The organism is Thiohalophilus sp., from assembly GCF_034522235.1.
GTDB lineage: Bacteria > Pseudomonadota > Gammaproteobacteria > UBA6429 > Thiohalophilaceae > Thiohalophilus.
This window is the reverse complement of sequence record NZ_JAXHLN010000003.1, coordinates 754,093-768,643: the sequence shown is the minus strand read 5'-3', so window position 1 is coordinate 768,643 and position 14,551 is coordinate 754,093. Positions and strand designations below refer to the sequence as shown.

Sequence of the window (14,551 nt, the reverse complement as noted above, 5' to 3'; positions counted from 1 at the left end):
TAACAATAATTTTCACAGGCAGAATCTGCCTGAATCACTGTCGGAGGTTCCGACTCTGGCCGGCCGATAGCCATACATAAAGCCATATTATTATATGGACACCCGGCCGAAATTCGGCTAGGGTTTTGTAATGAGCAGGGAAAGCTTTGAATGGGATCCGGAGAAGGATCTTGTCAATCAGGTGAAACACGGCGTTTCGTTCTCAGAAGCGCAGATCGCTTTCGCTGATCCGGACCGCGTTATTGGGGAGGACACGTCCCACAGTCACGGTGAAAAACGGTATTACTGTTTTGGGAAAGTCGGAGATGGCATCCTGACTGTCCGATTTACATACCGCCATGGTCTCATCCGAATTATTGGAGCTGGCTATTGGCGCAAAGGCAAGCAGATTTATGAGCGAGAAAACCAAATACACTGACGAGCCTCTCGGCCCGGTAAAAGTCGTGCCGGATTTCCTCCCTGCTCCAGAAGAGCTTGTGTTCAAGGAGGATACGGTAAAAGTGACAATTGCTTTAAGCAGGGAAAGCGTCGAATTCTTCAAGCAGGAGGCGGAAAAACATCACACCCAATACCAGAAGATGATACGCCGGTTGCTCGATGCGTATACGCTGGCCCACAAACAACCTGCAGCAAAGCATTCCAGCCGACGCAAGAAACGCACAGCTGGACGGTGACGTTAAGAAGATAAACGGGGCGGGCCCTGGCACGCATAGAAAAGGGCCGAGGGACGAGTTACGAGTAACGAGGAAAACAATCGCGAGTGTTGTTGATGTTCCCGAGGCGAGATATTACTGGTAAGAAAGATTTGTTATGGCAGAGCCGCTCTGCGGGTATGGGGTCAGGGTTTTGATTTTCCTCGTTACTCGTAACTCGTCCCTCGGCCCTGCGTCCGCAGGACGCATTGACTGGCTGACCATCCCCGACAACGAACAGAGCGTGGTCGAGGACGTACAACGCATTCGCAGTCATCCCCTGGTACCGGACGATATTCCGATCTACGGATATATCTACGATGTCAAAAGCGGGAAGTTGAACGAGGTAAAAGAAGCGACAAAAGCAGGCAAGGCGAAATAACCGGGACATCAGATCGGCTTCCCTCCTGCCATCCCCTGCATCGTCATTCCGGGCGAGGCGGAGGCGCGACCCGGACAAATTTGTCAGGAACAAATTTGGTCGCACTTTAGTGTGCCCAAAGGGCGAGCCACAGGGATGTGGCGAGACAATCCAGCCTTGAGACCCGGGCATTCGCCCATTAAATTCCCGCCACACTTCTTGACACTGTTGCGCAACACGCTAAACTGACATTCATGATCAAAACATTCCGCCACAAGGGATTGATGCGGTATTACGAGACCGGGAGTACCCGCGGCATTCAGGCGAAACACACCAAAAGGCTTTGGATGCAATTAGCCGCCCTTGATACAGCCCTGGAAATAACCGATCTCGACATTCCCGGATACAACTTGCACGAACTGAAAGGAAACCGAAAAGGCATCTGGGCTATATCAGTCAGTGGCAACTGGCGACTGACCTTTGAGTTTGTTGATGGCAATGTGTATCAGCTTGATTACGAGGATTATCACTAATGGTTATGAATAACCCGCCCCACCCCGGCGAATTCATCTTTGCGACATATATGGAGCCTTACGGCTTGAGTTGCCGGTATCTGGCGGAACAGCTTGATGTATCACCATCCACGCTTAACCGGATTTTAAAGCAACAGAGTGGAATCAGTCCGGAAATGGCTTTACGCCTTTCAAAAGCGTTGGGACGCAGCCCGGAAAGCTGGCTTGCCATGCAAGATGCTTACGATCTCTGGCATACGGGAAAAACCCTGAAACTGGGCAAAGTCCGTAAAGTTCGGCTAAGCGCCGCGTAATCTTTTAGCTGCAATGTTCAGCTTCCGACAGTCTCGTCACTCCGGCCTTGAGCCGAACAAATTTGTCCGGAACAAATTTGATCGCACTTTAGTGCGCCCGAAGGGAGAGCCACGGGGATGTGGCGAGACAATCCAGTCTTTAAAAAAGGTTCGCCCTGCGGGCGTCCCTGATCTTGAAAGCGCTGACCCGCCAGCGCGCCTCGGGTTCATTTCTTTGTCACGCGACAAAGAAACAGAACCAAAGAAAACGCGCCCGAAAGACGCCGCCGGTTCAGCCATTTCCAATGGCAGAACCGGTTCCCTGCGCTTCTCGCTCCGGTCGGGCTCGCCAGAAGGGCCATCCTTGGCCCTCTGGCGAGTGCGCGCGTCCATGCGCGCACCCTACGGGCAAATCCTCCTTCCACTGCGATGCTCGGCGTCGTCTAACGGGACTCAAGAGCCCACTAGTTGGATCAGGGGTAACCCTGATACCAGACCACGAGCCCCTTCCTGCCTCGAAAAACCGGGAAAGTGCTGCTACGATTAGGGTTAAATTCTGAATTTAACAAAAATTTTTATAGACAGAATCTGCCTATATCCTGAAAAAAAGACAGATTCTGCCTAAATCACTAGGCATCTCAAATGCATACACCGTCATCCATACAGAGCGTCGCCCACATTTCTGATACACGCCCGTCCCCCATTCCGGCTGGCCCAGGTGTGTATGCGTTCTGGTGGATTGGCAATCGTGCCACGCTCCTAACGTCAAACCGGACTATCGTGTTAAAGGGACCGAACGAGGTTCGCGTTAACGTTGAGTATCGAGACTGGTGGCCCGACGGCCTCACCTACCCTTGCCTTTATGTAGGAAAGTCGACCAATCTGCGCAAACGATTCGCACTTCACATCAAGAGCAAGAGTCAAGGTCGTCTTCACGAACCACATCCAGAGCACCATAAGGCGACCCCAGACACCACTTCATGCCAACTTCGCTGGGGCATTGAACACATCTTTCCGAATGAACAGAATCCTCTGAGCATCATCCGAACGTCAGTCGGCTTTTCATACCAAAATGACTTTGAAGACAACGCAATCGCAGAGAGATTCTTTCAAGAAGATAGGCTCGTCGGAACCTGGCGCCCCTGGTTCAATATTGACTCGGAGCGCTGATATGCCTAACCCGCGCTTCGAGAGTGACGCTCCGCCAGCAAGCTTCGCTTGCCGCCTCCGCACCCCTCAAGCTAAACGTTCGACCACCAATATGGAATAAAAAATGCAAAATCAACGTCGCTACTCTGCAATCTCTACTATTAATCACTGGGTAACGGCGCTTCTTGTCGTTGTCATGCTGGCTCTGGGTTATACAGTGGCCGCAGCACCATCAGAGATAATCGAGGATTATGTGCTGGGTATTCATATATCCCTGGGCTTCTTTGTGTTCCTTTTCGTGGCATGGCGCGTAATATTCCGGTTGTATGAGGGGTTTCCAGAGAATGTTGGGGAAATCGTTTGGGAACGCTGGGCTGCTTATGTAGTTCACAGGGCAATATTGCTTTTTTTGGTGCTTATGGTGGTTACGGGTCCGATGTACCTGTTCACGGAAAATGAGTGCGTCGATGTTTTCAATTGGTTTTCTGTTTGCGTGCCTCTTGAAAGCTTGTCGGTCATTCACGAACCAATGGAATGGATTCATGTAAACACTGGCATATATTTGCTACCGGCATTACTCGTTCTGCACTTTATTGGCGGAATTCGTCATTATATAAACAGCGGAAAACGAGAAACGCCTGCAGACATGTAATCGATTAATGGATTCAGGTCTAACAAGACGCGCTAATTAATAAGCTCGGGGTCAGGTCTTGCCTTTTGCCTTTCAAGAAGCAAAACGCAAGACCTGACCCCAGGAATTCCAAGACCTAACCCCAGGAATTCCACCAGGAATTCGGACCCCAGGAATTCGTTAGATTCAACTCGAAAAGCCCCTCCCTCCCTGCTAATATCGTGGCTAATTCTCAACCGCAAATATGACTGAAGGATTAACCGCCCGGCAGTCACAACAATATAATCCCACGGGGCCATTTCGATACTTTAATCAATGACGATGGACTCTCTTACCCTACTACCTAAGGTCATGAACCTGTTGCTGGATGCCGTCTGTGTGGTCGATGACGAGGGCCGGTTTATTTTTGTCAGCACCGCCTGCGAGCGCATCTTCGGCTATACGCCGGATGAAATGATCGGCCGGAACATGATCGAGTTTGTATTTGAAGAAGACCGGGAACGGACTCTGCAGGCCGCCGCGGCCATCATGGGCGGTCAGCCACACCCGCATTTCGAGAATCGCTACGTACGCAAGGATGGCCGGGTGGTGGATATCATGTGGTCGGCCAGCTGGTCGGCGTCTGACCGTCTGCGTCTGGCGGTCGCGCGCAATATCACCGAACTCAAGCGCGTTGAGCACACCCGCAATGCGCTGTACCGGATATCCGAAGCAGCGCATACGAGCGAGGATTTGACAACGCTGTGCCGGCACATCCATCAGATTATCGACGAGCTGGTGCCCGCCGATGACTTCACCGTGGCGTTGTACGATGAGGCGGACGAGCAGGTGTCCTTCCCCTACCTGGCCAATCCCCAGGCAACGCAACCTGAACGGCAATCCCTGGTGCCCGGCAACCCGATTGCCGAGGTGATTCGCTCGAGGCAGGCTGTGTTAATCAATGCCCCGGATGACGGTGCGGCCGGCAAGACAGCGCCGTCGACGACCTCCGAGGCCCTTGACTGGCTGGGCGTACCCCTGCTTAGCGAACAGGGTATTATGGGCGCGCTGGTGATTCAGACAGATTCGGGCAAACGCCGTTACACCGAAGATGACAAACAGTTGTTGCATTTCATCTCGACCCAGGTGGCCTCGGCCATCAGGCGCAAACAGTCGGAAGCCGAGCTTTTTCACAGGGCACATCATGATGTGCTGACAGATCTTCCCAATCGAGCGCTTTTTAATGACCGTTTCGATGTAGCACTGGCCCGGGCACACCGCGAGGGTGAACAACTGGCCCTGCTTTATCTGGACCTGAAAGATTTCAAGCACGTTAACGATAGCTTTGGCCACGAGGTCGGGGATCAACTCCTGCGCGATATGGCGCACCGTCTTATTCAGTGCGTGCGTGAATCAGACACCGTCGGGCGGATGGGCGGCGACGAATTTACCGTGCTGTTAACCAATATCCTGGGACCGGAGTACACCGGTATCATCACCGACCGGATTCGCACCACCATCGCCGCACCTTTCGATATCGCCGGTCAAAAGCTGACAATCTCCGTCAGTATCGGCGTCGCCGTCTACCCGGACCAGGGTGAGGATCGGGAACAACTGTTTCGCCAGGCCGATGCCGACATGTACGCAGTGAAACGGCAATGATTCAGTAGCTCCCCGATCGGGCAAGACAACTTCACAGGGCGAATCCCAACAGCGCTAAGCTGTCCACAGCGCGAATGCCGGGATTGGTCTAACATTTTTCTCTTTACGTTCCTTGTACTCACACAACGTGCATAAACGGCCTGTGGTTCTTTGCATTATCTCCCTTTTAGGAATTTTCACGATACCGTGGAGTTTGTCTGCAGGGTGCTTTACCGGGCCTGCAGGCTGACAGGTTTGTCCGGCTCAAGGCCACAGATACCTCAGGCTCTGCCCCGATTTTTGTCGGAAGCGCCTGCAACCCGCGGATGTCTATAACAACAAGGTATAACCCATACCGATTATTGCACTGGCGGCGATAACCGGGAGGATGCCGATTTTGAACCTGAACAGCGCAACAAATGCCGCCAGGCCAAGCAGAGCGGAAAACCAGTCAAACGTTCCCTCGAACCCTTGCGGCCAGAGCACATGGTAGGCAAAGAACATCGCCAGATTGAGGATAACGCCAACCACGGCGGCGGTAATCCCGGTAAGGGGGCCGGTGAACTTGATATCGTGGCGCGTCGACTCAACAAAGGGCCCGCCGAGCAGGATAAACAGGAATGACGGCAGGAAGGTAAACAGGGTCGCAATGCTTGCGCCGGCGGCCCCCGCCAGGGGCAACAGTTCGGGACCGAAGATCCCTTTTGTCCAGCCGCCGACAAAGCCGACGAAGGCGACGATCATGATCAGCGGTCCGGGCGTCGACTCACCCAGGGCCAGCCCGTCTATCATCTGCGTGGCATTCAGCCAGGCATACTGCTCGACACCGCCCTGGTAGACGTACGGCAGGACGGCATATGCGCCGCCGAAAGTCACCAGCGCGGCCTTGGTAAAGAACCACCCCATCTGGGTCAGGGTGCCCTGCCAGCCATATGTCGCCAGCAATCCGAGCATTACCGCAGCCCACAAGACAAGTCCGACAAGGACAATCACAACCACGCGTCGCCACTTGAACCGGGCATGTTCGGGAACCGGCGTATGGTCATCGATAATCGCCGGGCCGTACGAATGACCGGCTTCCCCGCCATGCCCCTTGCTGTTGAACTTGTCGGGGGCGAAGCGAAAACCCACATAGCCGATAATACCGGCACCGATAACAATATAGGGGAAAGGCACATTTAAAACGAAGATGGCGATAAAGGCCAACACCGCAATGGCGTAGAGCGCGTTATTCTTCAGTGCCCGGGTACCGATCCGATAGGCAGCGAAGACGACAATCGCCGTCACTGCGGGCTTGACACCATACAGTACACCCTCGACGGCCCGCACATCGCCGTATTCCAGATAGCCCCAGGTCAGGCCGCCGATAATAATCAGAGACGGCAGAACAAATAAAGCTCCGGCCATAATGCCACCCCAGACGCCATGCAGCAGCCAACCGATATAAGTGGCCAGCTGCTGTGCCTCCGGGCCCGGCAGAACCATCGTGTAGTTTAATGCATGCAGGAAGCGACGCTCTGATATCCAACGGCGCTTTTCCACCAGCTCCTGATGCATCATGCTGATCTGGCCCGCCGGGCCCCCGAAGCTGATAAACCCGAGTTTGAGCCAGTAGAGAAAAAATTCCCGTAACGGAACGGAGGTGGGCAACTTGTCTGTTTGTTGTTGTTCTATCGACATCCTCTGTTCCTTTTTTTCGATGGCGAATTGTATCATTCATCTCATCCTGTTCAGCGGGATTGTGTTATTCCCCGCTCCGATTTCCCCTTTAAAATAACAAGAATTAACTCGCATCAGGCATTACTTCATGGCCTGTTAGTCAATCTGCAGGGATGAAATATGTACCTCTTACTGGATAACGACCACGCCCCGCGGCCTGATTGCCGGCGAGTACAGACTTCCGGCAAGCGCTTCCCACCATGCGCATCAGCCCGCCGGAAGTCACCGAAGCGGCATGACAGAAGAACGCCGAGAAGATCACCCGTATACGCAACTCACTGATGCAGCAACAGATCGCCCGCTAGCGGGGAGGGGCGGTCTGTTCTGAGGGGCGACGGGGTAAAAAAGGGTATAAAAAAACCCCGCACTGAGGCGGGGCTTTTTGTCGCAATGACCTGATAAGGGTTATTGCGGGGTGACGTTGGTCGCGCTCAGGCCTTTTTGACCGCGTTCGGTGTCAAACGTGACCTGCTGACCTTCCGCCAGGGATTTAAACCCACTGCCCTGGATGGCGGAATGATGAACGAATACGTCATCGCCACCTTCGCTCGGGGTAATAAAGCCAAAACCTTTACTGTCGTTAAACCACTTAACTGTACCTGTGCTCATACGGAACCTCTTTAATATATTAAAAAACAATGTATTACAGACAGTTTGATACTTAGAAATTTCGGGAGAATCTGCTGAATACACTGCAAGAGGAACTTCCGGAACGACTAGATGAAACTGTTACTGATATACATTACAGCATAACCACTCAACAAGCCAGCCAAATCAGTCATTGAATACGATTTTTCCCCCGGTGGGCTCGTCGCAAAACGGCCCGGGACAGCCGGTTTTACCAGAATCGGGGGCGGCCCGTGTCCACGTGGATAAAGTTGGAATCGGGATAATAGCCCACGCCACCGGCCTTCAGACGTAGCGCCGCTTCACGCAAATGCTTGAGATCGGTGCCGGGCAGCCGGATATCAATGGCCTTGCCCCGGGTGTGCAGGCTGCGTTTGGCGACCCCGGTGCTGGTTTTGTTCAGCATGGCGTTGGTTCGGGACGAGCGATAGCCTGAAATGACATGATAAGTGCCAAAACGGCCAACTTCCTGCTGTAAAGCAAACAGCAGATCATACAGCTTGCGGTCCATTTTGGTGGCCTGACCGGTCCGGTGGTCACGCAACAAATGATCCAGCGCGGCCAGCTGTTCCGGGACGTAGTCACCCCCGGCCCAATACGTGGCATCCAGGCTTTCACCGGTGTGCAAATTATGAAAGTGCAGCACGCGTTCGTCCCGGTTTGTCATACGCGCGAAAGCCGTGGGCGCGGCAAGCAGGCCAAGCACTCCGCTGGCGGCGCGCAGAAAGTGACGACGTGTGGTCATGATATTGGACATGGGATGGTAAAGCAGCAATAAGCAATGGTTTTACTATACAGATGGGGTGCAAGGATTTCAAATTACAGTCATCGAACTGCTCACCGATTCACATAATCGGACGAAGACGTATTGGCATCAGGGGTTTGAAGTGAGACAAAACGCGGGATTGGTCTGATCCAGATCGTAAACGTCCCGATAAAACGAGGTGGTGCCATCGCTTCTCCCCCAGGCGGTAAAGTAAACCAGATAGACCGGCAGTGCGTCCGGGATCGGTATCCGCCGGTTCTCCCCGGAGCGGGTGGCCGCTTTTATCGCCTGCTCCGACCATTCGGATTGTGAGCGCAACAAATAACTCACCAACTTGAAAGGTTCCTGCACACGAATACAGCCGGAACTGAATGCACGCATTGCCTGATCAAATTTCCAGTATGACGGCGTATCATGCAGATAAATGTCAAAATTATTGGAAAAAAGAAACTTGAACCGCCCCAGCGCGTTATCGGGGCCGGGCTCCTGCCGCAGGATATACGGGAAGTAATCCTCGTCGGCCTTCGACCAGTCGATCTGTCGGGGATCCAGCTCCTCGCCGTTGGCGAATACGTGTATCCCCTTCGAGGTGAGATACTCCGGATTGCGTTGTTGTTTGGGCAGTACGTCCTCGATAGCGATCGTTCTCGGCAGGGTCCAGTATGGATTGAGAACGAGGGTATGCAGCATACCCTGTATGACCGGCGTCGGACGTTCCGGCTTGCCGGTAATGACCGACATGCCCAGCACGGGTTTGTTCTTGTCGAACGCCAGCAATTCAAAGTTGGCGGTATTGACCATAATATACCGCTCGCCCAGTTCCCCGGGCAGCCAGCGCCAGCGTTCCATGTTCAGCTTGATCTGCTCAATCCGGGTTGAAACCGGCACATTCAACGCCGCCCGGGTTCCTGCTCCGACAAGACCGTCCATTTCCAGTCCATGGCGGACCTGGAAACGCTCCACGGCATACTTCAGCAGTTGATCAAAATATTGCGCATCATGCACTGCCGGCAGTTGCAGATCCCCCTCGGCCATCAGCCGCCGGCGCAAAACGGCAACCTGCGCATGGCGCTGTCCGTATTTGAGGATCGCGCTGGTCCGGATTGTCGGCCACCCCCCCTGTGCGGCCAATTGCCGGTACTTTTTGAGTGCCTCACGCAGCCAGCGATAACCCGGGTGCGGCGGCGCCAGCGCCTGCAAGGCCCGTTCGAAATCGTCTTCTTCGAGCATCGACTCCAGTAACGCGACGGGATCCATCTGCGGTACATCGATATTCCAGAGCGGATCCACCTCGAACGGCGCATAACGCCCCTGTGAGACATGACGGCTGTATAAAAAGAAGGCGTCGGTCAACAGCAGATCCAGCCGGGCCCGTTTTGCGGCATGGATCGAACCCCACTGCCGGGCGATCGACTTCAGGTGATAGCTCTTCGGCTCCAGGCCTTCCCGATCGGCATTTTCCAGAATATCCCGAAATTGTCGGGCGGGGAGGAAGACCCCCGAATGATCGCTCCATGCCGGTTGATAGTGGCGGGAGGCATAGAACTTGCGAAGTTTTTTCCAGTCGAGTTCCGTCGACATGCCGGCGTCGGCCGGGTTTTGCAATATTTCTTGCAGTTGCCCACCGGCATGTCCGGACGCGGCCAGCGCCGTCGCCGGCAACAGGCATAACATGGACCACGCCAGCGTCGACAACAGGGCAACACGGATCATTCTGGCATTCATGTTACAACGAAACCGGCGATGCACTCTCAAGTACCCTTGATTAAATCGATCTCGGACAGAGCATAAAGTACCCAATATCAAAGTAAAACATCCCTGGTTTGGAATATCCACCAGCGGGCATCCCGGTTTTCAGATGAATCCGCGCCGCGCCGGATTGTCGACCCGGCGATTAATGCTATCCTGCATAAAGCGAACAAGCTTTCTGGCAGGCACAGAATATGGCAACCCCGGTCATCGCATTCGATATCTACGGCACCCTGATCGACCCCCACGGGGTGGTGGTTGAACTGGAGCAGTTGATTGGCGAACGGGCGCGGGAATTTTCCCGGCGCTGGCGCGACAAGCAACTGGAATACACCTTTCGCCGGGGACTGATGCGCCAGTACGTGGATTTTTCGATCTGCACCCGTCAGGCGCTGGATTACTGCGACACGGTACTGGGCACCCATCTGAGTGAGGCGGACAAGCAGCGGCTGTTGCAACGTTACGCCAGCCTGCCCGCCTTTGCCGATGTGGACTCGGGACTGTCCGCCCTGCAACAGGCCGGCGTGCGCATGGTGGCCTTCTCCAACGGCACGGCAGCGGGAGTCAACGGCCTGCTGGAACAGGCCGGCATCCGGGATCGATTCAGCGACATCATCAGTGTCGATGAGATCGGCAGCTACAAACCGGATCCGGCAGTGTATCAACACTGCCTGGCCCGAACCGGCGCGGCGGCGGCATCCTGCTGGCTGGTTTCGGCCAATCCCTTCGATATTCTCGGTGCCGCGGCGGTCGGAATGCCGACCGCCTGGGTGCGGCGCGATCCGGGCGTGGCGTTCGATCCGTGGGAGGCCCGGCCCACGGCCAGCATTGAACAACTCACCGATCTGATCAGCGTGGTACAGAACCATGGATGACAAGCTCGCACTCGCCGAACGTGTCCGTCAGGCCTGCCTGCAACACGCCATCGAGGCCTATGAACAGGCCGGCATCAGCGGGCTGTGCGGCGAAGGTCGCTTTGAAGTCGCCATTGATGCGATCCGGCAACTGAATATTGCCAAACTGATCGAATCCCCGCAGGATTAGACAACACTAACAACCGCGGCTGCCGATCGCCCATGCACGAACATATTCTCATTGCCCTGGCCGGTATCGGCCTGATCGGTATTGCCAGTCAGTGGTTGTCGTGGTGGCTGAAACTGCCGGCGATCCTGTTTTTGTTACTGGGCGGTATCATCGCCGGTCCGGTCACCGGCTGGCTCGATCCCAATACGCTGTTCGGCGATCTGCTGTTTCCGTTCGTCTCCCTGGCCGTCGCGGTCATCCTGTTCGAAGGCAGTCTGACCCTCAAGTTCGAACAAATCCGCGGCTTGCAACAGGTCGTGATCAACCTGGTCTCGGTGGGAGTGCTGGCCACCTGGGCCGTCACCGCTATCGCCACGTATCTGTTGCTCGATATTGGCTGGGAACTGGCGCTGCTGTTCGGTGCCATCACGGTGGTCACCGGGCCAACCGTCATCATCCCCATGCTGCGCACCGTACGCCCCAACAGCCGCCTGACCCATATTCTGCGCTGGGAAGGGATTGTCATCGATCCGATCGGTGCCCTGCTGGCGGTGCTGGTGTTCAACTTTATTATTACCGGCCAGGGCAGCGATGCGCTGGGCTCCACCCTGCTCGGTTTCGGCACGATACTGCTGGTGGGCATCGCAATGGGGGCCGTGCCCGGCTATCTGCTGGGTCTGCTGTTGCGCCATCATCTGTTGCCCGAATACCTGCACAACATCACTACCTTGACACTGGTGTTCGCGGTTTTCGTGATTTCCAATTCGCTGTATCACGAATCCGGTCTGCTGGCGGTCACTGTCATGGGCTTGTGGCTGGCCAATATGAAGGGCGTGCATATCCATGACATTCTGTCGTTCAAGGAAAGTCTCAGCCTGCTGTTTATCTCCGGCCTGTTTATTATTCTGGCGGCGCGGCTGGATCTGAGTGCGCTGATCGAACTGGGCTGGCCGGCCCTGTTCGTCCTGCTGGCCATCCAGTTCATCGCCCGGCCATTGAAAGTCCTGGTTTCCACCTTTCGCTCCTCACTGAACTGGCGCGAGCGAACGTTGCTGGCCTGGATCGCCCCGCGCGGTATCGTCGCCGCGGCGGTCTCGGCCCTGTTTGCCCTGCGCCTGCAACAGGAAGGCATGAGTGAGGCGGCATTACTGGTGCCGTTGACCTTCATGGTCATCATCGGCACCGTGGTATTACAAAGCGCCACCTCGCGACTGTTTGCCACCTGGCTGGGTGTCGCCGAGCCGGAGCCGCGCGGGTTTCTGATCATCGGTGCCAATCCGGTGGCCCGCACCATCGGCCAGGCCCTGCAGGAGCAGGAGTTCAATGTGCTGTTGACCGATACCAACTGGGAGAATATTCGTGCGGCGCGCATGGCCGGCCTGCCCACCTATTACGGCAACCCGATTTCCGCGCATGCTGATCAATGCCTGGATCTGGTCGGCATCGGTCGCATGCTCGCCCTTTCCCCGATGGCCGATGTGAACGTACTGGCCGGACTGCGCTTTCGCCGTGAATTCGGCTCCGGTGCGATCTATACCCTGCAGACCGCGCAGGAAAAAGATGCCCCCGACAAGCTCATCGCCGCCGAAGAACACCGTGGTTACCGGCTGTTTGGCGAGGATATTACCTTTACCAAACTCTCCAGCCTGATCAGTCAGGGTGCCGAGATCCACGACACCCGGCTGAGTGACGATTTCAGTTTCGAGGATTTTCAACACAAGTACGGTAAACGGGCCACGCCGTTATTTGCCATCGACCCGCGCGGCCGGATACAGGTGTTTGTCGTGGATGGCAAACTGGCTCCCCAGGCGGACTGGACGATCCTCAGCCTGATCGAACCGAGCGAGGAAGAAAAAGCCAAAGCACAGGAAGAGAAAGAAAAGTAGATAAACGGTGGCTCCGCGGAGTTTATGCCCGAAGGGTGCTTGAGCCACCCTGATCTGTAGTGAAACCCGATTCAGGTATAATGCCGGCATGTGCCATTCGATCCCGTTATTATGTCGTTAACCGTCAGCGAACTGCTGGACGATGCCTATCGACGCCTGCAGGCGGTGTCCGACTCGGCGCGCCTGGACAGCGAGCTGTTGCTTGCCCATGTGCTGCAACAGTCCCGGACCTGGTTGCATACCTGGCCGGAGAAGCCGATCCATGCGAGTCAACAACAAATCTTTGACGCCTTGTTGCAACGCCGGCTTGCCGGTGAGCCCATCGCGCATATTCTGGGGGAACAGGATTTCTGGTCGTTGCGATTGAGGGTATCGCCGGCGACATTGATTCCGCGGCCCGATACCGAGCGCCTGGTGGAACTGGCCCTGGAACGCATTCCAGCCGAGGCCGACTGGACCGTCGCCGATCTGGGTACCGGCTGCGGGGCCATTGCGCTGGCGCTGGCAGCCGAACGCCCACGCTGCCATATCATCGCCACGGAGCAATCGGCTGAAGCACTCGATGTGGCGCGGGCCAATGTCGCACGTCACCGGCTGAACAATGTGCAGTTTATCCACGGTGACTGGCTGAGCGATCTACCGGCATCGCAACGCTTCGAGATGATCGTCTCCAACCCGCCCTATGTCCGCGAAGCCGATCCGCACCTGTCCCGGGGCGATGTCCGCTATGAACCGCGCAATGCCCTGGCCGCTGGCGCCGACGGGCTGGCAGCGATCCGCCTGATTATCAGTCAGTCGTGGTCCCACCTGATGCCTGGTGGCTGGCTGTTGCTCGAACACGGTTATGATCAGGGTGAAGCGGTTCAGGCCCTGTTACGGGAAGCCGGCTATCGTGAAGTGGCTGATTTTATTGACTACGGCGGGAACCCCCGGGTCGCCGTCGGCCAGCGCCCTGCGGCGTAAATCAGCAAACCCTTATTTTCAACCGCACTCTTGACCGCCAGCGCGATGGGGTTAGGATTGAGCTATCTTGAGCTGACACGCCCGACACCTTGATCAAACAACGCGACATACTCTTTCACCCCCTGCAGCCCGAGCCCAACCCGGCCCGGTCGGCCGCCCTGCTGCTGCACAATGCCGACGGGGTCGAACATGTCGAACCGCTGAACGACACCCGCCTGCTGGTGCGCTACGATCTGCGCCGGATCACTCTGGCCGAGATCGAGGAAGCCTTGTGCGAAGTGGGCTTTCACCTGGACAACGCCTTGCTGATCAAACTCAAGCGTTCCCTCTATTACTACACCGAAGAGACCGAACGCGCCAACCTCGGCTGTCCTGCCTGCCAGATCAAGACCACCCGGGAAATCTTTATCAAGCACTACCGTGCACGCGAACACGGCTGCCGCGATCCCCGCCCTTCGCACTGGCGTAACTATCTATAAGAGCAGGGGCTAGGGGCTAGACGCTAGAAAACCCCATAAACTCCTGACTGCCGACTGCTAACTGCCATCTGCCTACTGCCA

The 14,551-nt window shown here is 55.7% G+C and carries 15 protein-coding genes and 1 pseudogene; 12 read left to right on the top strand and 4 right to left on the bottom strand.

Features of this window, described 5'->3' with window-relative positions; all coding sequences use genetic code 11:
* Nucleotides 1-130 precede the first annotated feature (130 nt).
* The 7 genes and pseudogenes from U5J94_RS15265 (at nucleotide 131) to U5J94_RS06640 (ending at nucleotide 5,279) form a co-directional block, all read left to right on the top strand.
* On the top strand, nucleotides 131-418 hold the full coding sequence (locus tag U5J94_RS15265; RefSeq protein ID WP_416224156.1) for a BrnT family toxin: 288 nt from the start codon (nucleotides 131-133) through the stop codon (nucleotides 416-418).
* The gene (locus U5J94_RS06665; RefSeq protein WP_322564862.1) at nucleotides 393-674 is read left to right on the top strand and encodes a hypothetical protein; all 282 of its coding nucleotides are present in this window, start codon (nucleotides 393-395) and stop codon (nucleotides 672-674) included. Before U5J94_RS15265 ends, U5J94_RS06665 begins: the two co-directional genes overlap by 26 nt.
* A gap of 220 nt (nucleotides 675-894) precedes the next feature.
* Nucleotides 895-1,074 (top strand): annotated as a pseudogene (locus tag U5J94_RS06660) (carbonic anhydrase); the annotation flags it as partial.
* Between the two features lie 233 nt (nucleotides 1,075-1,307).
* The gene (locus U5J94_RS06655; RefSeq protein WP_322564860.1) at nucleotides 1,308-1,586 is read left to right on the top strand and encodes a type II toxin-antitoxin system RelE/ParE family toxin; all 279 of its coding nucleotides are present in this window, start codon (nucleotides 1,308-1,310) and stop codon (nucleotides 1,584-1,586) included.
* Complete coding sequence (locus U5J94_RS06650; RefSeq protein ID WP_322564859.1) at nucleotides 1,586-1,879, top strand: HigA family addiction module antitoxin; 294 nt, start codon at nucleotides 1,586-1,588, stop codon at nucleotides 1,877-1,879. Before U5J94_RS06655 ends, U5J94_RS06650 begins: the two co-directional genes overlap by 1 nt.
* A gap of 1,252 nt (nucleotides 1,880-3,131) precedes the next feature.
* Nucleotides 3,132-3,659 (top strand): cytochrome b, encoded by a 528-nt coding sequence (locus U5J94_RS06645; RefSeq protein WP_322564858.1) that lies wholly within the window; start codon nucleotides 3,132-3,134, stop codon nucleotides 3,657-3,659.
* A 300-nt stretch (nucleotides 3,660-3,959) separates the two neighbouring features.
* Nucleotides 3,960-5,279, top strand: a complete 1,320-nt coding sequence (locus tag U5J94_RS06640) for a diguanylate cyclase domain-containing protein (protein ID WP_322564857.1) — start codon at nucleotides 3,960-3,962, stop codon at nucleotides 5,277-5,279.
* A gap of 309 nt (nucleotides 5,280-5,588) precedes the next feature.
* On the opposite strand, the gene chrA is transcribed toward U5J94_RS06640, so the two are convergent.
* From chrA to U5J94_RS06620, 4 genes are all read right to left on the bottom strand, one after another.
* Nucleotides 5,589-6,938, bottom strand: a complete 1,350-nt coding sequence (chrA, locus tag U5J94_RS06635) for a chromate efflux transporter (protein ID WP_416224198.1) — start codon at nucleotides 6,936-6,938, stop codon at nucleotides 5,589-5,591.
* A 444-nt stretch (nucleotides 6,939-7,382) separates the two neighbouring features.
* Nucleotides 7,383-7,586, bottom strand: coding sequence for a cold-shock protein (locus U5J94_RS06630; protein ID WP_322564855.1), 204 nt, complete (start codon nucleotides 7,584-7,586; stop codon nucleotides 7,383-7,385).
* A 229-nt stretch (nucleotides 7,587-7,815) separates the two neighbouring features.
* Nucleotides 7,816-8,349 (bottom strand): DUF882 domain-containing protein, encoded by a 534-nt coding sequence (locus U5J94_RS06625; RefSeq protein WP_322564854.1) that lies wholly within the window; start codon nucleotides 8,347-8,349, stop codon nucleotides 7,816-7,818.
* 129 nt (nucleotides 8,350-8,478) lie between these two features.
* Complete coding sequence (locus U5J94_RS06620) at nucleotides 8,479-10,095, bottom strand: L,D-transpeptidase family protein (protein ID WP_322564853.1); 1,617 nt, start codon at nucleotides 10,093-10,095, stop codon at nucleotides 8,479-8,481.
* Between the two features lie 218 nt (nucleotides 10,096-10,313).
* On the opposite strand from U5J94_RS06620, the gene U5J94_RS06615 reads away from it, so the two are divergent.
* The 5 genes from U5J94_RS06615 (at nucleotide 10,314) to U5J94_RS06595 (ending at nucleotide 14,470) form a co-directional block, all read left to right on the top strand.
* On the top strand, nucleotides 10,314-10,994 hold the full coding sequence (locus U5J94_RS06615) for a haloacid dehalogenase type II (protein WP_322564852.1): 681 nt from the start codon (nucleotides 10,314-10,316) through the stop codon (nucleotides 10,992-10,994).
* Complete coding sequence (locus U5J94_RS06610; protein WP_322564851.1) at nucleotides 10,987-11,163, top strand: hypothetical protein; 177 nt, start codon at nucleotides 10,987-10,989, stop codon at nucleotides 11,161-11,163. The genes U5J94_RS06615 and U5J94_RS06610 overlap by 8 nt, the downstream gene beginning before the upstream one ends.
* A gap of 32 nt (nucleotides 11,164-11,195) precedes the next feature.
* Nucleotides 11,196-13,028, top strand: a complete 1,833-nt coding sequence (locus U5J94_RS06605; protein WP_322564850.1) for a sodium:proton antiporter — start codon at nucleotides 11,196-11,198, stop codon at nucleotides 13,026-13,028.
* A gap of 111 nt (nucleotides 13,029-13,139) precedes the next feature.
* Complete coding sequence (prmC, locus tag U5J94_RS06600; protein WP_322564849.1) at nucleotides 13,140-13,991, top strand: peptide chain release factor N(5)-glutamine methyltransferase; 852 nt, start codon at nucleotides 13,140-13,142, stop codon at nucleotides 13,989-13,991.
* Nucleotides 13,992-14,080: 89 nt separating this feature from the next.
* Complete coding sequence (locus U5J94_RS06595; RefSeq protein WP_322564848.1) at nucleotides 14,081-14,470, top strand: hypothetical protein; 390 nt, start codon at nucleotides 14,081-14,083, stop codon at nucleotides 14,468-14,470.
* Nucleotides 14,471-14,551: the final 81 nt, after the last annotated feature.

Bases quoted from the DNA above. Each gene is read 5' to 3' on its own strand.
- U5J94_RS15265 (WP_416224156.1), top strand. From the start codon at position 131: ATGAGCAGGGAAAGCTTTGAATGGGATCCGGAGAAGGATCTTGTCAAT.
- U5J94_RS06665 (WP_322564862.1), top strand. From the start codon at position 393: ATGAGCGAGAAAACCAAATACACTGACGAGCCTCTCGGCCCGGTAAAA.
- U5J94_RS06655 (WP_322564860.1), top strand. From the start codon at position 1,308: ATGATCAAAACATTCCGCCACAAGGGATTGATGCGGTATTACGAGACC.
- U5J94_RS06650 (WP_322564859.1), top strand. From the start codon at position 1,586: ATGGTTATGAATAACCCGCCCCACCCCGGCGAATTCATCTTTGCGACA.
- U5J94_RS06645 (WP_322564858.1), top strand. From the start codon at position 3,132: ATGCAAAATCAACGTCGCTACTCTGCAATCTCTACTATTAATCACTGG.
- U5J94_RS06640 (WP_322564857.1), top strand. From the start codon at position 3,960: ATGGACTCTCTTACCCTACTACCTAAGGTCATGAACCTGTTGCTGGAT.
- chrA (WP_416224198.1), bottom strand. From the start codon at position 6,938: ATGTCGATAGAACAACAACAAACAGACAAGTTGCCCACCTCCGTTCCG.
- U5J94_RS06630 (WP_322564855.1), bottom strand. From the start codon at position 7,586: ATGAGCACAGGTACAGTTAAGTGGTTTAACGACAGTAAAGGTTTTGGC.
- U5J94_RS06625 (WP_322564854.1), bottom strand. From the start codon at position 8,349: ATGACCACACGTCGTCACTTTCTGCGCGCCGCCAGCGGAGTGCTTGGC.
- U5J94_RS06620 (WP_322564853.1), bottom strand. From the start codon at position 10,095: ATGAATGCCAGAATGATCCGTGTTGCCCTGTTGTCGACGCTGGCGTGG.
- U5J94_RS06615 (WP_322564852.1), top strand. From the start codon at position 10,314: ATGGCAACCCCGGTCATCGCATTCGATATCTACGGCACCCTGATCGAC.
- U5J94_RS06610 (WP_322564851.1), top strand. From the start codon at position 10,987: ATGGATGACAAGCTCGCACTCGCCGAACGTGTCCGTCAGGCCTGCCTG.
- U5J94_RS06605 (WP_322564850.1), top strand. From the start codon at position 11,196: ATGCACGAACATATTCTCATTGCCCTGGCCGGTATCGGCCTGATCGGT.
- prmC (WP_322564849.1), top strand. From the start codon at position 13,140: ATGTCGTTAACCGTCAGCGAACTGCTGGACGATGCCTATCGACGCCTG.